The organism is Trichloromonas sp. (assembly GCF_041583255.1).
Taxonomy (GTDB): Bacteria; Desulfobacterota; Desulfuromonadia; order Desulfuromonadales; family Trichloromonadaceae; genus Trichloromonas.
The window spans coordinates 1-22,511 of sequence record NZ_JBFHGD010000027.1 but is presented as its reverse complement, the minus strand read 5'-3'; the positions used below and the strand labels follow the sequence as shown (position 1 = coordinate 22,511).

Annotated in this window: 20 protein-coding genes; 13 read left to right on the top strand and 7 right to left on the bottom strand. The window is 61.0% G+C overall.

Features of this window, described 5'->3' with window-relative positions:
* Nucleotides 1-376: 376 nt before the first annotated feature.
* The gene (locus tag ABYV89_RS03955; RefSeq protein WP_432821631.1) at nucleotides 377-1,117 is read left to right on the top strand and encodes a group II intron maturase-specific domain-containing protein; all 741 of its coding nucleotides are present in this window, start codon (nucleotides 377-379) and stop codon (nucleotides 1,115-1,117) included.
* A 109-nt stretch (nucleotides 1,118-1,226) separates the two neighbouring features.
* On the opposite strand, the gene ABYV89_RS03950 is transcribed toward ABYV89_RS03955, so the two are convergent.
* Nucleotides 1,227-2,669 carry a PKD domain-containing protein gene (locus ABYV89_RS03950; protein WP_432821630.1) on the bottom strand — a complete coding sequence of 481 codons (1,443 nt, stop codon included), beginning with the start codon at nucleotides 2,667-2,669 and terminating at the stop codon, nucleotides 1,227-1,229.
* A gap of 298 nt (nucleotides 2,670-2,967) precedes the next feature.
* On the opposite strand from ABYV89_RS03950, the gene ABYV89_RS03945 reads away from it, so the two are divergent.
* A complete protein-coding gene (locus ABYV89_RS03945) occupies nucleotides 2,968-3,117 on the top strand; it encodes a hypothetical protein (protein WP_432821629.1) in 150 nt (49 codons plus the stop codon).
* Between the two features lie 126 nt (nucleotides 3,118-3,243).
* On the opposite strand, the gene ABYV89_RS03940 is transcribed toward ABYV89_RS03945, so the two are convergent.
* Nucleotides 3,244-4,971, bottom strand: coding sequence for a DUF4080 domain-containing protein (locus ABYV89_RS03940; RefSeq protein WP_432821628.1), 1,728 nt, complete (start codon nucleotides 4,969-4,971; stop codon nucleotides 3,244-3,246).
* Nucleotides 4,972-5,141: 170 nt separating this feature from the next.
* Here ABYV89_RS03940 and ABYV89_RS03935 point away from each other — a divergent pair, with 170 nt between their 5' ends.
* From ABYV89_RS03935 to ABYV89_RS03900, 8 genes are all read left to right on the top strand, one after another.
* Nucleotides 5,142-6,473: a radical SAM protein gene (locus tag ABYV89_RS03935; protein WP_432821627.1), complete on the top strand. Its 1,332-nt coding sequence runs from the start codon at nucleotides 5,142-5,144 to the stop codon at nucleotides 6,471-6,473.
* 156 nt (nucleotides 6,474-6,629) lie between these two features.
* A complete protein-coding gene (locus ABYV89_RS03930) occupies nucleotides 6,630-8,078 on the top strand; it encodes an ATP-binding protein (protein ID WP_432821626.1) in 1,449 nt (482 codons plus the stop codon).
* A complete protein-coding gene (locus ABYV89_RS03925; RefSeq protein ID WP_432821625.1) occupies nucleotides 8,075-8,614 on the top strand; it encodes a hypothetical protein in 540 nt (179 codons plus the stop codon). The genes ABYV89_RS03930 and ABYV89_RS03925 overlap by 4 nt, the downstream gene beginning before the upstream one ends.
* An 8-nt stretch (nucleotides 8,615-8,622) precedes the next feature.
* Entirely contained in the window at nucleotides 8,623-9,981 is a 1,359-nt protein-coding gene (locus ABYV89_RS03920; protein ID WP_432821624.1) for a sigma 54-interacting transcriptional regulator, read from the top strand.
* A gap of 369 nt (nucleotides 9,982-10,350) precedes the next feature.
* Complete coding sequence (locus ABYV89_RS03915; RefSeq protein WP_432821623.1) at nucleotides 10,351-10,797, top strand: hypothetical protein; 447 nt, start codon at nucleotides 10,351-10,353, stop codon at nucleotides 10,795-10,797.
* Nucleotides 10,769-11,494 carry a TIGR04211 family SH3 domain-containing protein gene (locus ABYV89_RS03910; protein ID WP_432821622.1) on the top strand — a complete coding sequence of 242 codons (726 nt, stop codon included), beginning with the start codon at nucleotides 10,769-10,771 and terminating at the stop codon, nucleotides 11,492-11,494. The genes ABYV89_RS03915 and ABYV89_RS03910 overlap by 29 nt, the downstream gene beginning before the upstream one ends.
* A 98-nt stretch (nucleotides 11,495-11,592) precedes the next feature.
* Nucleotides 11,593-12,744 (top strand): NAD(P)/FAD-dependent oxidoreductase, encoded by a 1,152-nt coding sequence (locus ABYV89_RS03905; RefSeq protein WP_432821621.1) that lies wholly within the window; start codon nucleotides 11,593-11,595, stop codon nucleotides 12,742-12,744.
* Complete coding sequence (locus tag ABYV89_RS03900; RefSeq protein ID WP_432821620.1) at nucleotides 12,744-13,583, top strand: rhodanese-like domain-containing protein; 840 nt, start codon at nucleotides 12,744-12,746, stop codon at nucleotides 13,581-13,583. Before ABYV89_RS03905 ends, ABYV89_RS03900 begins: the two co-directional genes overlap by 1 nt.
* 52 nt (nucleotides 13,584-13,635) lie before the next feature.
* Here the strand turns inward: ABYV89_RS03900 and ABYV89_RS03895 are convergent, their stop codons facing one another.
* The 5 genes from ABYV89_RS03895 to ABYV89_RS03875 all read right to left on the bottom strand — a co-directional run bounded on the left by ABYV89_RS03895 (nucleotide 13,636) and on the right by ABYV89_RS03875 (nucleotide 18,316).
* Nucleotides 13,636-14,229: an ACP phosphodiesterase gene (locus ABYV89_RS03895; RefSeq protein ID WP_432821619.1), complete on the bottom strand. Its 594-nt coding sequence runs from the start codon at nucleotides 14,227-14,229 to the stop codon at nucleotides 13,636-13,638.
* Between the two features lie 28 nt (nucleotides 14,230-14,257).
* Complete coding sequence (locus tag ABYV89_RS03890) at nucleotides 14,258-15,382, bottom strand: tetratricopeptide repeat protein (protein WP_432821618.1); 1,125 nt, start codon at nucleotides 15,380-15,382, stop codon at nucleotides 14,258-14,260.
* Nucleotides 15,383-15,402: 20 nt separating this feature from the next.
* Complete coding sequence (locus tag ABYV89_RS03885; RefSeq protein WP_432821617.1) at nucleotides 15,403-15,660, bottom strand: hypothetical protein; 258 nt, start codon at nucleotides 15,658-15,660, stop codon at nucleotides 15,403-15,405.
* Nucleotides 15,661-15,752: 92 nt separating this feature from the next.
* Nucleotides 15,753-16,847 carry a hypothetical protein gene (locus ABYV89_RS03880; protein WP_432821616.1) on the bottom strand — a complete coding sequence of 365 codons (1,095 nt, stop codon included), beginning with the start codon at nucleotides 16,845-16,847 and terminating at the stop codon, nucleotides 15,753-15,755.
* Between the two features lie 149 nt (nucleotides 16,848-16,996).
* Nucleotides 16,997-18,316, bottom strand: a complete 1,320-nt coding sequence (locus ABYV89_RS03875) for a peptidoglycan DD-metalloendopeptidase family protein (protein ID WP_432821615.1) — start codon at nucleotides 18,314-18,316, stop codon at nucleotides 16,997-16,999.
* A gap of 422 nt (nucleotides 18,317-18,738) precedes the next feature.
* Between ABYV89_RS03875 and ABYV89_RS03870 the strand changes: the two genes are divergently transcribed.
* The 3 genes from ABYV89_RS03870 to ABYV89_RS03860 all read left to right on the top strand — a co-directional run.
* Nucleotides 18,739-19,875 (top strand): M20/M25/M40 family metallo-hydrolase, encoded by a 1,137-nt coding sequence (locus ABYV89_RS03870; protein ID WP_432821614.1) that lies wholly within the window; start codon nucleotides 18,739-18,741, stop codon nucleotides 19,873-19,875.
* Nucleotides 19,876-19,901: 26 nt separating this feature from the next.
* Nucleotides 19,902-21,071, top strand: a complete 1,170-nt coding sequence (locus tag ABYV89_RS03865) for an aminotransferase (RefSeq protein ID WP_432821613.1) — start codon at nucleotides 19,902-19,904, stop codon at nucleotides 21,069-21,071.
* Between the two features lie 308 nt (nucleotides 21,072-21,379).
* A partial coding sequence (locus tag ABYV89_RS03860; protein ID WP_432821612.1) for a helicase-related protein occupies nucleotides 21,380-22,511 on the top strand: 1,132 nt, incomplete at its 3' end.

Genomic DNA, 22,511 nt, shown 5'->3' with positions numbered 1-22,511 from the left:
GGTGAAAGTCCCTTAGACACCCGGCAGGGGGAAGTCCTAGCCGAACTGCAACTGCGTCACCGCGAGGTGTCGTGGGGAGGAAGCCGAAGGCAAAGCGCTGACCTGACGGACAGGAATCGCATATGAGGCGGCCGTGTCGGATGAGGAGGCAAATATCTCCAAAGTCCCATACCTGCACGGAAGGCAGGGTCGTATATGCGGCAGGTATAAGCGTGAAGGCAGGTGCGCATTACCCGGGGAGGTATCATGCCGTGCCTCGAGCTACCGTCGCTGAGAGGCGGCGGGAAGCGGCATGAGAAGTCAGCCGAGGCCATAGTAGTCCGCGTCGATCACGGACGAAGGGCCGAACCTTGAGTTGAGGAAGGAATCTCTCACCGTGCGAACCGGATATACGACAGAAAGCAGTTACGACTGCGCCGGGGCCGAAGGTAGCGGACGGTATCCGCGAGAATACGCCCATGGCGCTGTCCTTGCGGCCCGCGAACACCAGGACGCGGGCAAACGCTGGGTGGTGGATATGGATCTGAAGCAGTTCTTTGACGAGGTGGATCATGACATCCTGATGCCGCGCCTCGGTCGAAAGATCAAGGGCAAGCGGCTGAAGCGCCTGCTCAACGCGTTTCTGAAGGCCGGCGTGCAATGCGGGGACAGAATCGAGCTGACAACCAAAGGCACCCCTCAGGGCGGCCCGCTCTCGCCGCTGCTGTCCAACATCCTTTTGGATGATCTTGACAAGGACCTTTTCCGGCGGGGACGCGGCAGAAACCTTGGCCGATTCACGCGAGAAGACCTGAACCCGGTACTTCGAGGTTGGCTGAACTATTTCAGGCTGGCCGAGACGAAGGGTTATGCGGAGGATCTGGACGGGTGGCTGCGCAGAAGATTGCGATGTATCTTATGGCGCCAGTGGAAACGGGGCCGGACACGGTACAAGCAGCTGCGAAAACGGGGGATGGAGGAAGGGCGGGCCAGGGCCAGTGCTTTCAATGGCAGGGGTGCATGGTGGAACAGTGGGGCATCCCACATGAACGACGCTTTTCGCAAAAGGTATTTCGACAATCTCGGATTGTTCAGCCTGCTCGATAACTTGCTGAGTTCTCGATTAATAACAACCTGAGGACCCGCCGTGGTACGTGAACCGTATGCCCGGTGGTGTGAGAGCCGAGGGAGGGCAACCTCCCTCAGCTACTCGATCGAAAACCATGATGTTGAGAAAGTGATTGTAGTTATGGTGCGACCTTAGTGGGAAAAGCGATCGCCTCGTTGTCGGCCGGCAGTACATCGCGATTGCCTGCAATCAAGGCGACAGCTTTGAACGTGACCTTGCCTGTCGCGGCATCGGTCGGTGTGAAGGTATAGCTGAAATTGAAATTGGTGGTCCGATTACCTGAACGCACCAGCACGTACTGTGTCAGCATGCCAACCGTTTCGAAACCGCCCGGTACACTTTTGAGGAGCTGGACCTGGACCGTATCGGGGTACCGCCTGCTGTTTATCGCTACGTTTAACTGCCGAGTCTGACCGGCGCGGGCGGCCTGAGGTGCTGTGAATTTGATGATTGCAACATCATGGGATCGAACTTGAACAACCTGGGAGGCTGAAGCGGTTCGCCCATCAAGTGTCGTAGCGGTAAGGTTAACCGTATAGTCATTATCGGTAAGATATTGGTGGACGGGGCAGCAATCCGAAGCCATTGTACCATCACCAAAGTCCCACGCTGCCGGGTGAAAGCCAATTTGTCCTGGATCATAGGAGTTGTCGTAGAATTGGATGGCATCATAAACTGACGGATCCGATGGGTAAAAAAAGAAGTTGGCCACGGGAGCCGGCGTAACATCCATGACAACTTCCATATGTCCCCCGGGGCCGTACATGCTGCCAAGCTGGAGATAGTAGACGACCCCCGCATTGGCCTGAAAGGTGAGTTGCCCCCAACTGGTCTGGCAGCCGAGCTCGGTTAGCTCTGTCAGGGAACTCCCGGCATAGACAGCGATCAGCGGTTGAAACGGAGCAGAGATACTGATCGAAACGGGACCATCCATTGCCGCAGTGAAGGCATACCAGATGGTTTCCCTCAGCATGCCTCCCGCGCAGGGTGGCGACGGTTCGCCGTCCTGCAGGGTGGCGCCGGAGGTATCAACAGTCGCCTGGAATGGCAGGGCGGCGATTGGAGCCGCATTCGAGAAATCATCGTTGGCTGGCGGTGGGACGATCTGCAAGTTCAGGTTAAGGTTGCCGACATTGGATAAGCTCTCAACCTGCAGGTAGTAGGTCATTCCCGCCTGAACGGCAAAGGTCGCAGCGCTATTTGTATAGCTTGCGCAGGTTATGAAGGAGAGGCCGCTCAACCCGGGGGCGGTGCGCAGATAGACACTGAGGTTGGTGTCATCGATGCTGCTTCCGCTCATGTCGGCCCTTACCACGCCGTCGGTCGTTGGCGTGTAGGAATACCATACGGTGTGTGGCGACCAGTAACAGGATTGTGGCTCATCAACTTCAATCGTGGCAGCACTGTTGTCGACAGAATCGCTGAAGGGTAAGCTTGATATGATAAATGCATTGTCGAAGTTGTCATTCGTCGCGGCGCTGGCTGCAACAGGGGGCAGTAAGCCAATGAACAGGATGATGATTGCCAATAATTCCGGGACATTCCTCTTGGGTTGTCGCATGAGACTCTCCTTTTGTTTTAAGCCATGTTGTGGATAGTGTTTGCCGCCTCCAATAACCGCAACGACACACAGGGCAAGAACACCCAGAGGCTCCGGGTTGTGATTGGATGGATAAATTTTAGGCCGATGATCTCCACTATATGGGCAAATTGTTGTTTGTCAATTTGGGTGGATTTGGCCTGCATTTCGGGGAAAGAGGAGACGGGGAAAGGGTTCGTCCTCTGCGAATTCCGATGGTAGACCCTTGTGTGGTTTTGCTTCGTCGGTGTCGATCGATTCGGTGGTTTGCAATGATGGGGTGACCACTTTCAGTGGCAAAGGTTTCGGCGGTTACGTCGCTGCGCCGAATTCGGGAACCGCAGGGAGTGCTCTTGTGACCGTCATCACCGGTCGGGGGAAAAGCAAGGTTGGCACCACCTTCGAGATTGCCGGCACGATCTGGTTCTGAAGCGACAAGGAGACAGCGGCCGAATTTCACGAGTGTGCAGAGTCTTACACGTAGGTAGTGTCTTTGCCGAGGCGAGCTTTCAGGTAGCCCCGGCGATCTCCCGCGGGGCCCTAGTTGTTGCTGATTTCAGCCGAGCGGCGGGGAGAGTGATTTGTCGGCCGGGAGGGGGAGTTCCTTGACCTGCATCCCTTTGCCGGTTTCGGTGAGGTAGAGAAAGATTCGCACGCTGCGTTCGGTGCTGCCAGGGAGGTAACGGAAGGCGGCGGCGAAGTGCTGCAGCTTGATGCCCTGACCTTTGATGGCGTCCTGTTCTTCGCGCGCGAGTTGCCGGATGCGGGCCTGCTCTTGGTTGCTGAGGTCGGTGTCGAAAAAAACGGGGGCGCTGCCCGGCACTACCCGCTCGCTGTGGGCGAAATCCCGTGCCAGAAGGTCTCGAAGTTCGTCCCGCGGCTCCCCGGTAAATTCTTTTTGTACGAAATCGGCAATGTGTTCAAAGACGCCGCGCTGTGACAGTGGGTTGCGAAAGAGTTGCGCCTGCCGCCAGAAGGCTTCAATTTTCTCAAGCCCGGCTGAGAGGTTGCCGCAGCGGTCAGTGAGCCCCCCGAGAAAGCCGCTGAAACGGCCGCTGTTACAGATCAGGTCGCAGAGCCGGCTGATGCCGCGCAGCTGCTCGAGTTGGTCAAAGCTCAGGTCGGGAGTGGCCAGCACGGTGTAGGGCGGGTTGGGGTCGAAGCGGATGCCGCGCTCGGCGGCCTGCCGGCGCAGCGGTGCGCCGGGGAGGAGTTTGACCGGCTCAATCTGCAGGTGGTGGGGAGCCAGGGTGGCGACCCGGTCGATGGAGGCGAGAACGTCGGCATAGCCTTCGCCGGGCAGCCCGGTGATCAGGTCGAGGTGCAGGTGGATGTTGCCTTTGCGGCGCAGGCGACGGACATTTTCGGCCAGGGCGTCGAGGGGGGCTTTGCGGCCGATGGCGGCGAGGGTGGCCGGCAGGGTCGACTGGACGCCGATCTCGAATTGGAACATCCCCTCGGGAACGGTTTCGAGCAGCCGCAGGGTCGCCTCGTCGAGCAGGTGGGCGCCGATTTCAAAGTGGAAGTGGCTGCGCCGGTTGTGCTCGAGGATGTATTGAAAAATGTTCCGGGCGCGCGCCGCGTCGTAGTTGAAGGTGCGGTCGACCAGCTTGATTTTCGGCACCTCGCGCTCCATCAGCAGGCTGAGGTCGCTGTGGATGCGTTCCATCGAGAAGGAGCGCACCCGGCTGTCGAGGGCGCTCATGCAGAAGGCGCAGGAATACGGGCAGCCGCGGCTGGTCTCAAGGTAGACGAAGCCCCGGTTCTGGTCGACCAGTCCCAGCGCGAAGGGGGAGGGGAGGGTGTCGAGCGGGTCGAGCAGCGGGCCGTCGGGGCCTTCGACCAGGCTGCCGCCGGTTCTGTGCAGCAGGCGGGGGATGTCTCCGGGAGCAAGGTTCATCTGCCAGGCGCGCAGCAGTTGCCGCAGCGGCAGTTCGCCCTCACCGCGGACCAGGGCGGTGAGGCCGGGGTGTTGGTCGAACAGCTCCGGGCCGGCGAAAGAGACTTCGGGGCCGCCGAGTACCAGCCGCAGCTGCGGGCGGGCCACCGACAAGGCATCGACCAGTTCCAACGTCTCGCGGCGGTTCCACAGGTAGACCGAGAAGGCGATCACGTCCGGTTGCTCGGCCAGGAGGGCGGCGAGAACGCTCTCTTTCGGTTCGTGGATGGTGAATTCGCGGATCTCCAGGTCGCCGCACTCGGCGCCACAGTATGCGGCCAGGCAGGGCAGGGCGAGGCTGGGATGGATGAATTTGCTATGCAGGGTGGTCAGAAGTGTGCGCATGCGGCCAAGGATAACCGAGGGCGATGGCGAAGAAAAGAGGAATCTGCCGGCTCCGAGGAAGCTGATTTCACTTTTGCCGGCTTTGTGATATGATTCAACCCCTGAAAAAATAAGCAGAAGGTCATTTTCCCCGCTGCAGATATTCGTCCACATAAGGAACCTGAACCCGCATGGCATCAAAGAAAACCATTCTCGCCGTCGTCGCTGACGAGTCCGGCGAGGTGTTCGAACATCCCGATTTGCTGTTGGCCGGCATGAACGCCCTTTCGGCCCGCGTACCCCGGCCAGACGAGTTGATCCCGCTGCCCGAGGGGAGTCGACTGTTCACCATCCCCGACACCCCGCCGATGGGGCTCGATCGCAGCAGTCGCCGGCTGGTGACGGCCGACCGCCTGCCGCGCAGCTGGGGGGGCGGTCGCATTCAGGCGGTTTCCGCCTTCATGACGCCGGGCTATACCCGCACCCTGCTGCCGGCGGCCGATTACCGGCGCAAGCAGGTGCAGCTGCCGCTCTGGTCGTATACGGCGGTCGGCTGGTGCGTGGAGGAGGAGCGTTTTTACGTGGCGGCGGCCAAGGTCGATCGTAACCCCCAGTGGCAGCCCGAGCATTACGATGATCGCCAGCTCGACCCGCTGGTGCGCACGTCGCTCAAGGCCCACCCGGACAATCGGCTGATCGAACAGCTGTCGCGCTGTGCCGTCGACTACCATTGCTTTGCCGCGAAAAATCTTTTTTTCCGTCGCTGGGAGGCCCCGCTGCCGACCTCGCCGACCTGCAATTCCCGCTGCCTTGGCTGCATCTCGCTGCAGGAAGCGCCGGAATGCTGCCCGTCGAGCCAGGAGCGACTGACCTTCGTGCCGACGGTGCAGGAGCTCTGCGAGGTGGCGGTGCCGCACCTGCAGGAGGCAGAGAACGCCATCGTCTCCTTCGGCCAGGGCTGCGAGGGGGACCCGATCCTGCAGGCCGACACCATCTGCGAGTCGGTGCGGGCTATGCGCCGGGCCACGCCGCGCGGAACCATCAACTTCAATTCCAATGCTTCGATCCCCGCGGCCATCGACCGTCTGGCCGAGGCCGGGGTCGACTCGATCCGGGTTTCTCTCAACTCGGTTCAGGAGCGGTTCTACAACGCCTATTACCGGCCTCGCGGCTATCATTTCGCCGAAGTATTGGAGTCGATCCGCCGGGCCAAAGAGGCTGGCATGTTCACCATGCTCAACTACCTGGTTTTCCCCGGCCTGACCGACCGTGCCGATGAAATCGAGGCGCTGTTGCAGCTGGTGAACGCGGCCGGGGTCGACCTGGTCCAGCTTCGCAACCTGAGCATCGACCCCGTGATGTACCTCGATGCCATGGGGGTGGCCGACGAGGGGCTCGGCATGAAGACCATGATGGATCGGGTCAAGGCCGAGGTGTCGCGGTTGCAGTACGGTTATTTCAACCGTACCCGGGAAACCTTCTACCCCGAAGGGTACGAGACCGACTGGCCGCTTTCCGGCTGACTTTCAGCTGGAATCATGGATGGGCAGGGCCGTTTCTGATTGGGGAATGGGCTGTTTTTACAAGGTTAAGAAACTCAAGGCATAATGCAGAGAGTGTGGAAACGGACCGTTTCCCGGCAGCCGCGAACTGAGCTTCCCGACCGGCGGGGTGTTGCGATGCGCTTCTATCGACCGAAATCGTTTTTGAGCCTGGTACTGATCGGCTTTTTTCTCGTCTCGCTGCCGCTGGTCGTGGCGCTGATTAATGCCGGGTTGTCGATGGGAACCCTGGCACGGCAGAGCGCCCAGGTTGTCTATCGCTCGGTGCGGGCCACCGAGGGGAGCCGGTTGCTGGTCGAAGATCTGATCGCCTTGGAGCGCAAGGCCCGTCAGTTCGAGGTGCTGGGCGAAGAGCGTCTGCAGCAGGAGATAGAAACCCAGCATGAGGAGATTCAGGAAACCCTGCGCCGGCTGCTGTTGCTGCCCCTTGATCCGCCGTTACTGAACAGCCTGCAGAGACTGTTGTCGCAGGAATCGCAGATATTTTACGTGCTGCAGAACGAACCGCGCAAGGCGCCGGTTCGCGAGGCGGCGCTGTCGCAATTCAGCGAACTTAACGAGCTGGCGAACGAGGTGGCCGACGCCGGGCACGCACTGATTTTTCGCGAAGTGGACAGCATGCAGAAATCTACGGTCCAGGCTCAGCAGGCGCTGATCTGGCAGGCCATTGCCCTGATCCCCTGTTCGGTTTTGTTCGTCATACTGTTTGCTATGTTGATTTCCCGGCCGATCAAACAGATCGTGGCGGCGATCGACCGGCTCGGTGAGGGGGATTTTGCCTCGGAGGTTACCGTGAGCGGTACCCACGATCTGGCCTTTCTTGGCCAGCGGCTCGATTGGATGCGCAATCAGTTGGCCGATGTCGAACGGTCCAAGGCCAAGTTTGTTGCCCAGGTCTCGCACGAGCTCAAAACGCCTCTGGCGTCGATTCGCGAGGGGGCCGAACTGCTGAACGACAATGTGGTGGGCGAACTCAACGATCCGCAGAGAGAAATCGTGGAAATTCTCTGCAAGAGCAGTCGTGACCTGCAGAAGCTGATCGAAAATCTGCTCGGCTTCAGCAAGCTTCAGGCCGGCGCCAGCACGATACTTGACCTCGTCGACATCTCCGTGGCCGCGCTGATCGATGATGTGCTTGCTGACCACAGAACCCTGGTGATGAAAAAAAAGCTGAATCTGGATCTCGATATCGATGCATTGACAGTAACTGCCGACCGCAATCGACTACGAACGATCATCGATAACCTGGTCTCCAATGCCTTCAAGTTCACCCCGCCGGGAGGGCGGATTAACCTTCTCTGCCGGCGGAATCAGAGGCAGTGGTTTCTTGAGGTGGCGGATTCGGGCCCGGGGATTTCGCCCGAAGATCATGACAAGGTATTTCACCCTTTTTACCAGGGGCGGCGATCAACACCTGGGCATGTCAAGGGGACCGGTCTAGGCCTGTCCATTGCCCGCGAAATGGCCATGGCCCATGGCGGGGAACTTACCCTGGTCGATGCGGGCCCTCCGGGATGCCGTATCCGCTTGACACTGCCATTCACAGAAGAAAGCACAACCCTATGAGAAATATTATTGCCGCATTGCTGCTGCTGATTTCTGTTGCAGCCGGCTCCGGCTGCGGCAAGCTGATGCCTCTGCTGGCTCCGGAGCCCAGATGGACGCCGGCGGTCGAGGCGCCGGTTCTGGTTCTGCCAGAAAAACAGGATGTCCTGGCGTATTTTAACGACCTCCAGGGGTTGTCCGAATCTGAACTCGACAGGGAATTTAACTTCGTCAAGGAGCGCTACGCCAGCGCCCCCGATGAAGAAGGGCGCTGGCGCCTGATTCTTCTCACCCTGCTGCCCGGGCAAACGTTTACCGACCGCGACTATGCTCTTGAGTTGTTGCACGGCAACGGTCAGCAGGTCGATGTTGCAAATGAACACCTGCCCGGGCTGGGCCGGCTGCTCCGGTTGTTGCTCGAAGACCATCGTGAACTCAAGCGCAGACTGGGCGAAGAAAATGAACGGGCTGAGAAGTTGGCTCAGCAACTGCAAGAACTTAAGGAAATTGAAAAGATACTGAGCGAACGAGATAAAAAACGCCCTGCGGCTAAATGAGAGACTAAATGAACAAGAAGCATAATCGTATTCTGCTGGTGGATGACGACACCGACCTGTTGCGCCTGGTTTCCATGCGCCTTACTGCCGCGGGCTACGCGGTTACCCAAGCCGAAAGCGCTGAACAGGCGATGGCTCAGTTTCTGACCCTCCGTCCGCATATCGTCGTCACCGACCTGCGCATGGAGGGGATGGACGGGCTGGCCCTGTTTGAATCGATCCGCAAGGTGAACGCTTCGGTGCCGGTTATCATCCTGACCGCTCACGGATCAATCGCCGAAGCCGTGGATGCGACCCGGCGGGGGGTCTATACCTTTCTCACCAAGCCGGTGGACAGCCGGAATCTTCTGCAGGAAATTCGTAACGCCCTGAGTCTTACCGGCGGCGCCGGCGGGGCTTCCGACAGTGGCGAGGTTGCCGTCTGGCGCCGGGATATTATCACCTGCAGCCCGATCATGGAAGACCTGCTCGGTCGCCTGAAGCTGGCGGCGGCGAGTGAATCGAGCATCATGATTCTCGGCGAAAGTGGCAGCGGCAAAGAGCTTCTGGCGCGGGCCATTCACCTGGCCAGCCCACGTGCTTCGGGGCCCTTCGTCGCGGTTAACTGTGGTTCGATTCCTGAGGCCCTGCTCGAGTCCGAACTGTTCGGCCACACCAAGGGTTCGTTTACCGGGGCGGTGCAGGATTATGCCGGCCTGTTCAAGTCGGCCCATGGCGGAACCCTGCTGCTCGATGAAATCGGCGACATGCCGCTTGCCCTGCAGGTCAAGCTGCTGCGCGTTCTGCAGGAGCGCCAGGTGCGCCCGGTCGGCTCGACCCGGGTAGTGCCGGTCGATGTCCGGATCATCTCAGCCACCCACCGCGACCTTGAGGAAGCGATCGCGTCCAGTCTGTTCCGCCAAGATCTCTACTACCGGTTGAATGTCGTCTGCCTCGAAGTGCCCAATCTGAACCGTCGCCGCGAGGATGTGCCGCTTCTGGCCGACCACTTCCGCCAGAAATTGGCGGAACGTTCAGGCAAGAAAATCAGCGGTTTTTCCCCGGACGCGATGGACGTGCTCTTGAACGCCCCCTGGCCCGGCAATATCCGTCAGTTGATCAATGTTATCGAGCAGGCGGTTGCCCTGTCGACCACCCCGGTGATCTCTGCCGATCTGCTGCAGAGTGCGATCCGCGATACCCCGGAAAAAATCCTCTCTTTTGCTGAAGCTCGGCGCAAGTTCGAACAGGATTACCTGGTCCGGTTGCTGCAGATGACCAAGGGGAATGTCACCCGGGCCGCCCGGATTGCCGACCGTAACCGCACCGATTTTTACAAGCTGCTGCAGCGCCACCATATCGTTCCGACCCTGTTCAAAGCTGATTAGCCTGCTGGCTATGTCGCATTTGGGAGACGGTGTTCTGTCCAGTGCGCCGGTGGCTAATGTTTGCGCAAAAGCCCTGATGAAGCAGGGAGATCGGGGGGTCTGTTCAGAAAAACTGTCATGGCCGGTGGCGACGCCGTAAAGCGGCCCGGTTAGCGTCTCAAAAAGGCGACATGTCCTCTGGCGGATATGTCGCCTTTTATTCATGAGTACTGTTATTAGTGGTCAGGTGCTTGTTTTCGCGTACATTGTGAGGTTGGCCCAAGGTTTGCTCGCGGTAGTTCTAGGTGGTTGATGTGGTCATGAGCGTATCCACGGGTGCCATAGATTTTTTGCTCTCTTTTTTTAAGTCGTGGCGAATGGAGGTGATTCATGGACAAGCGGTTTGTGCGTACCCTGCTTATTCTGGTTTGCGGGACAGCCATGGCTCTGGTTGCATACGCCGGCCAGATAGGGTATAAGGAAGATGGTTCATTAGAATTACTCAGGATGCCGCGCGGCGAATCGATCCATGTGTCGCTGCAGGATGGGCTTCTGCTTGATTATCACCTGCTGCCGCCACCGGCGTCTTCTCCAGCGCAACCGACCGAACTGGTTCTGTATCTCTCTGGTGCGCGGCAGGGTCTCTGCGACGAGGCATCCGTCATCTATCACATCAGCGGACCGCGCGGTTCTGAGCTGCAGGTCCGGGCTCAACCCGCCAGGGGGAGATATGGTGCGGATATCTATTTTACTGCTCCGGGGCGCTATCAGGTGGCGACCGAAATTCAAACGCCGCGAGGAACGATCAATGACAGGTTCGATTATGAAATGCTCTGATTCTGCGGGCTCCCGCAGACGGCTCACCGTTTTTCTCCTGCAGGCCGTGCTGGGGTTGCTGCTGGTCCAGGCCGGTCTGGCTTCGGCCAAAACCCTGTACGTCTCCGACGAACTGATCATTACCTTCCGTGAGGGGAAGGGGAACCAGTACCGGATCATCAAAACCCTGAAGACGGGTACCCCTTTCGAGGTTCTCGAAGAGGACAAGGAGTATTTCAAGGTGCGGCTGAGGTCAGGCGAAGAAGGCTACGTGCTGCAACAGTATTTGACCGATGAAACGCCGAAGACCCAGGTGATTGCAGCGCTGCGCAAAGAAATCGACCAGCTCAAGGCGAAGGTCGGGGCCGCCGACTCGGGACGTTCGGAAATCGGCGAGAAGCTTGCCGAAAGCCGCGCACAGCAGCAGCAGGTCAGCAGTCAGCTTGAAGAAACCACTGTGGCGCTGCAGCAGCTGCAGGCCAGACACGACGATCTCAGTCGGAAGTCGCAAAACGTGGTGGCTCTGGGCGATGAGCGGGACCGGCTGGCTGCTGAAAACAGCCAGTTGACCGCAGAGCTGACCGGTCTGCGGAGTGAGAACCGCACCCTGCTGCGCACGGCGATGATTCAGTGGTTTTTGGCCGGCGGCGGGGTCTTTTTTGTCGGCTGGATCTCAGGCAAATTCTCCCGTAAAAAACGCCATAAGGGCTTCTCCTGACACCGTCTCAGAGGCACCCCCATGGCTCCGCTAAGCTTCTGACCTGATTGACAATGTCTGCTTTTCGTTTAACCTGATGGCTGAGGAGGGTCTTGGCCATGGGCAAACATCTGGTTCTGGTTGGCGGGGGGCATGCCCACCTGACGATGCTGAAGAACCTTCGGGTTTTTGTCGACCGGGGGCATCGGATCACCCTGGTCAGCCCGGGCGAATACCACTATTATTCAGGGATGGGGCCGGGCCTCCTTTCCGGCTTGTACGCACCGAACCAGGTGCGCTTTCATGTCGCCCGCATGGCTATCGACCGCGGCGCGGCCTTTATCCGCGACCGGGTGGTCGGCATCGATGCCGACCGCCGTCTCCTGTTGCTCGCTTCCGGCGAGCCAATCCCCTATGATATCGCGTCTTTCAACACTGGCAGCAGCGTCCCCGACAGCCTGAGAGCCGGCAAGCCTTCCTGCGCCGTTCCCGTTAAACCGATCAGCTGTCTGCTGGAAGCCCGCCAACGGATTCTGGCCGGTCTGCCCGCCGGACGTATGCGCCTGGTGGTGGTGGGCGGCGGCCCGGCCGGGATCGAGCTGTGCGGCAACCTCTGGCGGCTGGTGAGGGATGCCGGCGGGCGTGCGGAGCTGACCCTGGTCGGCGGCAGCCGTCTACTGGGCGGGTTTCCGGGTCGGGTTCGCCTGCTGGCTTTGGCCTCGCTGGCCGAGCGCGGCATCCGGGTTCTCGAGGGGGTTAAAGCGCAGGCGGTCGAGGAGAATCGGGTGCTCCTGTCCGACGGCGACGAAATTCCCTGCGACCTGGCTTTGCTGGCCGTTGGCGTCCAGCCGTCCGCGATGTTCGCCGAATCCGGCCTGGCGGTGGGGGCGGATGGCGGACTGCTGGTTGACGACACCCTGCGCAGCCTGAGTTCGCCCGAACTGTTCGGTGGTGGCGACTGCATCTGCCTGCAGAGCCGGCCGCTGCCCAAGGTCGGTGTTTTTGCCGTGCGCCAGAACCCGATCCTCTACCACAACCTGATGGCCGCCCTCGAGGAAGAGGCCATGCGCCACTTTGTGCCACAGAAAATGTATCTGCTGATTCTCAATCTCGGCAACGGCCGGGGCATACTGCAACGTGGCCGGCTGGTCTTTGGCGGACGCTGGCCGTTTCTGCTCAAAGACTGGATCGATCGCCGCTTCATGGCCGGTTTCCAGCTTTCGCGGGAACGGGACGAGGTGGTGCTTCCGACAGTGGAAAGCAGAGGCTGATGGGATTTGTTGATTACTTCAGGCCGGTGCCCGGTCTCTCCGCAGAAGAAGTGCGGCGTTTCCTGCAGCGGCACGGTCCTGACGAGTATCTGCTGCTTGACGTGCGCCAGCCCGGCGAATATGAGCAGGGGCACCTGCCCGGGGCGATGCTGGTTCCCCTCGCCAGCCTGCGCGAACAGGTGGGCCGGCTCGATCCACAGAAGACCACGATCGTTTACTGTGCCTCCGGGGTGCGCAGCAGGGCGGCTACGGCGGTGCTGCTTTATGCCGGTTTTCGTGAGGTCTTCAACATGAACGGCGGAATCCGGGCCTGGCTCGGCGGGGTGGCCGGGAAGGACGGCGCAGCGCTCAAGGCCTGGTTCGCGCCGGCCGCAAATCCGGAGCAGCACCTGGCCCTGGCCTGGTACCTGGAAGATGGAACCCGCCGCTTTTATGCCGAACTGTCATGCCGCAGCGAGCTGGCTGCGGCTGCCGCATTGCTGAAGGAGTTGGCTGGTGATGAAGAGCGTCACCAGGCGACCTTGATGGCGATATACGAGGGGGTCTCGGGTCGCAAGGCCGGTTCCGGTTTTCCCGCCGGCATTCTCAGCGAGGAGCCGGGTGAAAGCGTCATGGAAGGGGGGCTGTCTCTGTGTGAGGCCCTCGCCTGGAGCCATAGCAAGCCTATGGTTGAGATTCTCGAGCTGGCCATGGCTCTTGAGCTCAATGCCTACGATCGCTACCTGGTGCTCTGGCGAGAGGCCGAGGATGACGGAGTACGGCGAGTCTTCGAGGTTTTTTCTGATGAGGAAAAGCGCCATCTCGAGCGGCTGACCAAGGTTTACGAAGCGGGCCTTTAGGGGCCGTGCCGGTGGCTGTCTGGAGGATTTCCGCGTCTACTTTGTTGCAGCTTCAGTCGTCCTGTGGCGGGGCGCCCAAGCTGCGGGCGCAGGCGACGGCCTCAGGCAGGAACTGGCTGAAGTCGTTCTCCAGCGCCTGATAATGACGGCGGAGTTCCGCGGTTCCACGGGCGAGCGGGTTGGGGCGGGAGAGCCGGTTCGAAAGGTGGCCCAGGACGGTGTCGACCGTGTCGATGACGCGGTAGGATTCAAGCCAGTTGTGGGCGATCATGCGCGGGGCAATGCGCTGCAGGCCGGGCGGCAGCAGCCGGTGGTGGATCTCGAGGGCCAGGTAGACGCTGCGGGCGAAGCTGGCCAGCGGCATGCCGGCGTCGCTTGGCCAGTTTCTGGCGAGGAAGTGATCATAAAAGACATCGACCAGAATGCCCCGGTAATGCCGGTAATCAGGGTTCAGGCGCTGCAGGCTGCGGCGGACGATAGCGTTGCTGTGGGCGAAGCTGTCGATACGGCGGTGCAGGACGATGCCCTGGCGGATGCCGGCCGGATAGGTGTCATCCAGGCGCCCTTTAACGAAATCGCCCATCAGGCTGCCGAGGAATCCTTCCGGCGAACGATCGCAAAGGTAGAGATGGAACAAGTAGTTCAATACGCGCTCTTTGCTGTTGGGGGAGCTGTCAGCCCGGCAACTGGTACTTCTCCATCTGCTCGGCCAGCTTACGGCAGACATCCTGGTTGTTCTGCTGCAGTTCGCAGGCCGCCTGGTAGAGGATGGCCGCATCCTGCGGACGCTGGTGCTCCATCAACTGGGAGACGACCTCGCCGAAAAACCAGCCGTCTTCTTCTTCCCTGACCACCAGTTCACGATAGCAGCGCACCATCGCATCAGTTTCGCCGCGCACCGCGTGTAGTTTGGCCAATCCCAGCAGACTGAACTTGTCGTAGCCGTTTTCGAGGTTTTTCCGGTAGGTGTCTTCGGCGGCGTCCAGGTTGCCGACACTCCGATAGGCGTCCGCCAGGCGGGTGAGCATGTTGATCGTGCCCCGGTCGCGTTCAAGGATCCGTTCCCACAGGGCGATGGCCGCCGGATAGTCCTGCTGCCAGCGGTAGTAGTTGCCGAGGCCGTACAGGGCGTAGGAGTTGTGGCTTTCAATTTTAAGGGCTTTTTCGTAATATCCCCGGGCTTTTTCATGATCACCACGATGCCAGTGGAGATTGCCGACAATGGTCAGTATATTGATCATCTGCGGGCCCTTATCCATGACCTTTTCGTAATACTCGATCGCCTGTTCGTCCTGTCCGGTTTTCTGGTATAGATCGGCCAGTCCCATCAGGGCGTAGCGGTCGTCCTTGTTGATGGTCAGGGCCTGGTGGTAGCAGGCCTCGGCCCGCTGATGGTTGCCGATGGTTTTGTGGGCGTCGGCAATCCGGGTGAGCACAAAAATGTCCCGAGGCCGGAACTGGATGTAGCGTTCCCAGAGCGGCAGGGCCTTGTCGAGCTGATGCTGGCCGCGGTAGGTGTCACCGAGGCCGCGCAGGGCAAAGAGGTTGTCCGGGTCTTTAGCCAGGACATCCTGATAGCAGCTGGCCGCCCTGGGATAGCTTTTCAGTACGCGCAGGGTGTCGCCGAGGCCGGTCAGGATGTAGGGGTTGCCGGGCTCCAGCTCGCGGGCTTCCTCGAACTGGGCGCAAGCTTCATGGTAACGTTTTTCCTTGAACAGGCGGTGGCCCTGTTTGGAAAGTTCCACGACGCGCATGTGGCTGGATGAGCCGGGCTGCTGGGTAGGGGCGTTTTTTTCCATTTAATCAAGTGCCTTGTTAGTCAGTTGACGGCATTCTGCCGGTCAGGGCCGGTGGCCGCGGATATGTCGATAATTTCGATAATCTCTCCCCACATTCGGAAGCTGACCATCTCTGTGCGAAGCCGCCCCTTGACCCTGACCCGCAGGTTGTGACTGCGCATCGGTTCGGGGAGGTTGATCGGTTCGTACTCTCTGCCGTCGTCAGCGAGCAGGCCGTAAAAGCCCCCTTCGAATTGAAGGCAGACGACGGTGCCGTCAAATTCGACGAGGTCCGTCACGCTTTGCAATTCGGATGATACTGTTATCGTTGGCAGTAATAGCAATAACAGCAGCAGTCGGAGGATGGTTGATCGCATGTTCGGCCTGTCGTTCAGGTCTGCAGGATCTTGTTTTTCAGAATCAGAACTTCAAACGCCATGACCGCCTTGGCCGCAAGCCGCTGCAGTTCGGGCAGGTATTCGTTCAGGGCATGGTCTTCGCCATCCGCATAGATGATCCCGACGGTTCGGCCCATCATGACCAGGGGGACCAGCAGGATGGTTTTCGGCAGGCGGCCGCCGAACTCCTGAAGCATCATCGAGTTGAAGGGCGAACGGGGAACCGGCCCGAGGTAGTAGCTGCGGGTTTCCGCTACGGTTTTCAAAACCGAGGGCTCATCGAGCGGGATCTGCAGCTGGTCGAAGCTGGAAACCGGCTGTTGACGGAGTATCGCCTTCCAGCCCATCGCCATATCGCCGCGAATCAGGAACATGGCTCCGCAGAAAAGGGTCTGGCCGAGGTAATGGACCAGGGTGTCGGCGATGTCGTCACGATCACTGGTCTCCGACAGCTGTTGCGAAACCTCGTCGATGGTGTATTGCTCGAAAAATTCGGCCTGCTTTTGCGCACTGCCCGGCTCGGCGGTTTCATCGGCCACCAGTTCACCGATCTCTTCGTACCAGGCGTCGTCGGTCGGTTTGGGCTCGGCCGCTGGGGTGCTGACAGGAAGCTCTTCTCCGACGATCTGGGTGGCGTGGATGTAGCGGAGCTTGCGTTCGACCTGGTAGTATTTTTCAAGGGCGAGAACGATGCGAACTTCGGGGATGACGACGGGGCGGATGACAAAGCCGGTGCGGAAGGCGATTTCGTCGATGATCTTCAGGTCGGAAGGATCGACCATCCCCAGCGACAGCCGGCGCCCCTCGAGCCGCAGCGGGATAATCTGGTATTTAGCCGCGTATTCCCGGGGGATGAGGGCAATGACGTCGGACGGGATATTCATCAGCAGACCGGGAGGGTCGAGAAAGGGAACCCCCAGTTTTTTGCCCAGAACCCGGGCGATGTCGGTTTCTTCGAGCAGCCCCATTTCGATCAGGTTGGTGCCGAGGCGGCCACCGAAAATGACCTGGCACTTCAGTCCTTCTTCAAGCTGCATGGTGGAAATCAGGTTTTCCCTGACAAGCAGTTCGCCAATTCTGATGGCCATTTAGGATCCCCCGAATAACAGGATGAAAAACTTTTACGGAGTGTACGATTAAAAATTAATAAAAGCAAGGGCGGACTGGCCGCCAGGGCCGGCGTTCGAGGCGGCTTGCGACCGTCGGCGGGAGGAAAAAAGGGGCGGGGCCGATGCGCCTATTGGGGGCGGACTCCGCCGTCATCCGGTTCGGCTTTGGCCTGCTGGGAGTCGCTTCCCTGCAGCCGGCTCAGCAGGGGGACGGACATCGCCTGGAATTCGGCCATCCGTTCGCGGGAAATCGGGGTCGCGGCCGGAGCCTTGATTTTATAGGGATTGACCGGTGTGCCGTTCTGGAACATGCGGAAGCACAGATGCGGACCGGTGGCCAGTCCGGTGCTGCCGACGTAGCCGATGACCGTCCCTTGCGAAACCTTCTTGCCCTGCTTCATCCCCTTGCCAAAGCGGCTCATGTGCAGGTAGAGGGTTTCGTAGCTGTTGTTATGGCGCAGTTTGATGAAATTGCCGTTGTACTGGGTATAGCCGATCTTGATAATGGTGGCATCGCCCACGGCCTTGATCGGAGTGCCGGTCGGGGCGGCGTAGTCGATGGCCGGGTGGGCTTTCCAGGTTTTGGATATGGGGTGAAACCGTTTCATGGTAAACCCGGAGGAGATCCGCGAGAATGCCAGTGGCGCCTTAAGGAAGGCCTTGCGCAGGCTCTTGCCGTTGGCGTCGTAGTAGGATGCGGGATTGTCGCCGTCCTTGAACAGGAAGGCCCGGAAGGTTTCCCCCTGGTTGGTGAACTCGGCCGCCAGGATCCGCCCGTAACCGGCCGGCTGGCCTTCACGGAAGCGTTTTTCAACCAAAGCCTTGAAGGAGTCGCCGGCACGGATGTCGAGGATGAAGTTGATGTCCCAAGCGAAGATGTCGGCCAGGTTCATGGCCAGTTCGGCGCTTTCGCCGATATCGGCGACCGCTTCGAACAGGCTCGAGGTGATCGTCCCTTCGATCAGCCCGGTTTCGACGGTGTAGTCGATGGCGATGCGTTCGACATCGAAGCCCTCTTCGCCGTGGCGGATGATCAACTGGTCATCGCGGTCGATGTCGTATTCGAACTGCTCGAACGATCCGTCCGACAGGCAGATTTTGTACGGCTGCCCGGCACAGATATTGGACAGCGGGAAAACTCCCCGGCTCTGCTGGCCGAGTTCATGGATTTCGCGGGGGGAGAAGTAGGCGCTGAGCAGGCTGGTGATGGTGTCGCCGGGACTGATCGCCCCCTCGAGGATCTCGCGCTGGATTTCGGAAATCGGCGGCGCCGCCTGGATCGTTGCTTCGACCGGGGCCACGCGGGCCTCGGTGGGGGTCACGGATTGGCGGTTGGTCAGCAGAAAGATGGTGCCGACCAGGGCCAGCAGCATCAGCAGTAACGGGGTGCGTTTCTTCTTGCGGCGGCTCCGGGCCATGATCCTGGGCGTATTGAAATCGAAATCCATGGTGCTCCTGCTATGAAAATGCCGGCCTCAGGCAGGCAGTAAATCCATCGGTAAATCCCGCACATGTTACCAGCCTCCGGGTGGTTTTGTCTAGGGGGACATTTTCTGCCGGTATGATCCAGGGCTGAGCCCGGCCACCCGATGGGCCGGCTGTAAAATCACCTGCTTGGCCCATCCAGTGGGCTCCATTTCGGCCCATAGCACCGGTGGCAAGTTCTTAATTAAGTCAATTTCTGGTTCCGTTCCGCCGATTTTTACCTTTGGTCCGCCTCGTTCGTCAGCCTCCTTGAGGAATGCTTGGCTTGGCGGCGTCGGCATGGTAATCTCGGTTTTCTGAACGTGTTTTCAATGCAAACGCCGCCTTCGCGCCCACCCGGTTTTTTCGAGTGGCCGCGGATTCAAGTATCTAAACAGGGGATAACATGGTCAACAGAGAACGTCTTTGTGAAGAATTTTCCCGCCAGGCGGCGATCGCCAGCCCCTCCCGTCGCGAGGGGGAAATCTCCCGCTACCTGCAGGCCAGGTTCCGTGAACTCGGCGGCACTCTCGTCATCGATGGCGCCGCGGCGGAGGCCGGCAGTGAAAGCGGCAACCTGATTATTACCTTTCCGGCCCGGGGCAAGGAAGCCGAGCCGCTCATGCTGTCGGTGCACATGGATACCGTGGAGCCGGCCGACGGGGTGGTGCCGGTGCTGGCAGACGGCGTCTTTACCAGCGCCGGCGAAACCATCCTCGGCGCCGACGACAAGGCGGGGATCGCCGAGATCATCGAGGCGCTCGAAATCATCCGCGAACAGAACATCCCCCACGGCCCGCTTGAGGTGGTAGTCACCATCTGCGAAGAGATCGGCCTGGTCGGCGCCAAGCTCCTCGATTATTCCCTGGTCCGTTCCCGGCGCGCCCTGGCCCTCGATACCAGCGGGGTCGACCGGATCATCCGCAGGGCACCCTGCGCCAACAAGCTGCGCTTTGAAATCCTCGGCCGCGAAGCCCATGCCGGCATCGCCCCGGAGCAGGGGATATCAGCCATCGCCGTGGCCAGCCGGGCCATTGCCGACATGCGCCTGGGGCGCATCGACGAGGAGACCACCGCCAACCTAGGCACCATCCACGGCGGGCAGGCGACCAACATCGTCCCCAACCGGGTGGTGGTCGAGGGGGAAGTGCGCAGCCACGATGTCGAGAAGCTGACCCGGCAGACCGAGCACATGGTCGGCTGTTTCCAGCAGGCTGCGCAACAGGCTTCCATCGACCTCGGCGGGCAGGCCGTGCAGGCGTCGGTCAAGGTCGAGGTCATCGGCGATTACCCGCTGATGCAGGTCGCCGAAGATGCCGGTATTGTCCGCCTGGTGCGGCAGGCCGGCGCGGCCCTCGGCCGGACCATCGCCGTCGAGGCCGCCGGCGGCGGCTCGGACGCCAACATCTTCAACGGCCACGGCATCGAGACGGTCATTCTCGGCACCGGCATGGACCGGGTCCATTCGGTCGAGGAGCGGGTGACGGTGGACGACATGGTGCGGGTCAGCGAACTGCTGGTCGAAATCATCCGCCAGGCTTAGGGCCTATTCCAGGAGAGCTGCCCCGCATGCGCTTCGCCATCTCGCCGCACATCGAAAAGGTTCATTTCCCGCCGATCTCCGAGGTCAAGGGCTGGCTCGCCGGGCGCAGCTTTCCGCTCGACAAGCCGCTGGTCGATCTCTGCCAGGCGGTGCCCGACTACGCTCCGCCGGCGGAGTTGACCGCTCATCTCAAGCCGCTGCTCGACGACCCGCTGACCTCCAAGTATTCCCCCGATGAAGGATTGCCCGAGGTCCGCGAGGCGGTCTGCGCCTGGTACCTACGGGTCTACGGGGCCGCTCCGGACCCCGGCCAGCTGTGCCTGACCATCGGCGCCAGCCAGGCTTTCTGGCTGGCGATGACCGTGCTCTGCCGGGAGGGGGACGAGGTGGTGGTGCAGACCCCCTATTACTTCGACCACGCCATGGGGCTCGACATGATGGGGGTGCGTTCGCTCTACGCCCTCTTCGACGAAGCCTCCGGCGGGCTCCCCGACGTCGAGGTCATCCGCGGCCTGATCACCGAAAAGACCCGCGCCATCCTGCTGGTGACGCCGAGCAACCCGACCGGCGCGGTCACTCCGCCGGTGGTCTTGCGGCAACTGTTCGAGCTGGCCCGCGAGCGCGGCATCGCCCTGGTCCTCGACGAAACCTACAACGCCTTCATCGAGGCGCCGCCCCACGCCCTGTTTTCCGACCCGGACTGGGGCGACCACCTGGTGCAGCTGGCCTCCTTCGGCAAGACCTTCGCCCTGACCGGCTACCGGGCCGGCGCGCTGGTCGCCTCGGAGCGCTTTATCCACCACGCCCTCAAGGCCCAGGACAGCATGGCGGTCTGCCAGCCGCGCATCACCCAGCAGGCGGTCCGCTATGGCGCCGAGCACCTGGACGACTGGGTTGCCGCCAACCGGCGCATGATGCAGCGTCGCCACGACCGCTTCCGGGCCGAGTTCATTCGCCCCGGTAATCCCTTCACTCTCGCTGCCAGCGGCGGCTTTTTCGCCTGGGTGCGCCATCCGTTTGCCGGACGCACGGGACGCCAGGTCGCACGGCAGCTGGCTGACAGTGCCAACCTGATCTGCCTCCCCGGCGAGGTGTTCGGCCCCGGCATGGAGGGCTACCTGCGGCTGGCGTTCGGCAATATCCGCGAGGATGAAATTCCGGCGGCGGTGGAACGGTTTCGACAGTTCAATCTCTGAAGAAGTCCGGTTTGGAGGGACTGGCTCCGCAGGTGACTGTCCCCTTTGGCTCCTTCGCGGGGCGTATTCCTCTTGCTGCTCTGAGTGTCCTGATCGCTTTTTGTGAACATAACCCTGGCATCGCTTCGTGGGGTGCGCCGGTAATGCGATCTGTGACCGGAGGGCATGCCTGCTCTCTTTCAAAAGAACGTTTCGTTCGAGGGCTGTTGGGTGAAAACCGATAAAAATCAAACCCCTTGATGTCTCCATCGCATCGCCTGCTTTGGTTTCCGGTAGTGTGAAAGCCTAAGAGCAAAGTTTGAAAGTATATGGCAGTGCCTTCGGATAAAAAACTCCCCATCGACGCCGTCCTCCCCGAGTTGCGTGCGGCCCTTGCCGCTCATCCGGCCGCCGTTCTCCATGCGCCGCCGGGGGCCGGCAAGACCACCCGCGTCCCGCTGGCGCTGCTCGATGAGCCCTGGCTGGCCGGCAAGTCGATCGTCATGCTTGAGCCGCGCCGGCTGGCGGCGACCAACGCCGCCCGCTTCATGGCGCAGCTTCTGGGCGAAGAGGCCGGGCAAACGGTCGGCTACGCCATCCGCTACGAGCATAAAATATCCAACGCCACCCGCATCGAGGTGGTCACCGAGGGGATCCTCACCCGCCGCCTGCAGAGCGACCCGGAGCTCTCCGGGGTCGGCCTGGTGATTTTCGACGAGTTCCACGAGCGTAACCTCAACTCCGACCTCGGTCTGGCCCTCTGCCGCGACGCCCAGCTCGGCCTGCGCGAGGATCTCAAGCTGCTGGTGATGTCGGCGACCCTCGATGCCGCCCCGGTGGCGCGCCTGCTCGGCTATGCGCCCCTGGTCAGCAGCGCAGGGCGCAGCTATCCCGTGGAAGTGCGCTACCTTTCGCAGGAACCGCAGGGGCGGGTGGGGGACTATGTCCCGGCGGCGGTGCGCCGGGCACTGACCGAAACAACCGGCGACCTGCTGGTCTTTCTCCCCGGCGTCTTCGAGATCCGCCGCTGCGCCGAGGCGCTGGCCGACCTTTCCGGGGTCGACGTGCGCCCCCTCTACGGCGATCTCCCCTTTGCCGAGCAGGAGCGGGCGATCCTCCCCGGCAAAAGGCGTAAGGTGGTCCTTTCGACCAACATCGCCGAGACCAGCCTGACCATCGACGGCGTCGCCGTGGTGATCGACGCCGGCCTCGAGCGGCGGCCGCGCTTCGACGCCGCCCGCGGCATGACCTCCCTTGAGACGGTGCGCATCTCCCGTGCCAGCGCCGAACAGCGCGCCGGGCGCGCCGGGCGCCTCGGGCGCCTCGGCCCCGGCGTCAGCTACCGCCTCTGGAGCGAAGGGACGCACGGGGCGCTACTCCCCTTCACGCCGCCGGAGATCCGCGGCGCCGATCTCGCCCCGCTGGCGCAGGAACTGGCCCGCTGGGGGGTGCTTGAGGCCG

Bases quoted from the DNA above. Each gene is read 5' to 3' on its own strand.
- ABYV89_RS03950 (WP_432821630.1), bottom strand. From the start codon at position 2,669: ATGCGACAACCCAAGAGGAATGTCCCGGAATTATTGGCAATCATCATC.
- ABYV89_RS03940 (WP_432821628.1), bottom strand. From the start codon at position 4,971: ATGCGCACACTTCTGACCACCCTGCATAGCAAATTCATCCATCCCAGC.
- ABYV89_RS03935 (WP_432821627.1), top strand. From the start codon at position 5,142: ATGGCATCAAAGAAAACCATTCTCGCCGTCGTCGCTGACGAGTCCGGC.
- ABYV89_RS03930 (WP_432821626.1), top strand. From the start codon at position 6,630: ATGCGCTTCTATCGACCGAAATCGTTTTTGAGCCTGGTACTGATCGGC.
- ABYV89_RS03925 (WP_432821625.1), top strand. From the start codon at position 8,075: ATGAGAAATATTATTGCCGCATTGCTGCTGCTGATTTCTGTTGCAGCC.
- ABYV89_RS03920 (WP_432821624.1), top strand. From the start codon at position 8,623: ATGAACAAGAAGCATAATCGTATTCTGCTGGTGGATGACGACACCGAC.
- ABYV89_RS03915 (WP_432821623.1), top strand. From the start codon at position 10,351: ATGGACAAGCGGTTTGTGCGTACCCTGCTTATTCTGGTTTGCGGGACA.
- ABYV89_RS03910 (WP_432821622.1), top strand. From the start codon at position 10,769: ATGACAGGTTCGATTATGAAATGCTCTGATTCTGCGGGCTCCCGCAGA.
- ABYV89_RS03905 (WP_432821621.1), top strand. From the start codon at position 11,593: ATGGGCAAACATCTGGTTCTGGTTGGCGGGGGGCATGCCCACCTGACG.
- ABYV89_RS03900 (WP_432821620.1), top strand. From the start codon at position 12,744: ATGGGATTTGTTGATTACTTCAGGCCGGTGCCCGGTCTCTCCGCAGAA.
- ABYV89_RS03890 (WP_432821618.1), bottom strand. From the start codon at position 15,382: ATGGAAAAAAACGCCCCTACCCAGCAGCCCGGCTCATCCAGCCACATG.
- ABYV89_RS03880 (WP_432821616.1), bottom strand. From the start codon at position 16,847: ATGGCCATCAGAATTGGCGAACTGCTTGTCAGGGAAAACCTGATTTCC.
- ABYV89_RS03875 (WP_432821615.1), bottom strand. From the start codon at position 18,316: ATGGATTTCGATTTCAATACGCCCAGGATCATGGCCCGGAGCCGCCGC.
- ABYV89_RS03870 (WP_432821614.1), top strand. From the start codon at position 18,739: ATGGTCAACAGAGAACGTCTTTGTGAAGAATTTTCCCGCCAGGCGGCG.
- ABYV89_RS03865 (WP_432821613.1), top strand. From the start codon at position 19,902: ATGCGCTTCGCCATCTCGCCGCACATCGAAAAGGTTCATTTCCCGCCG.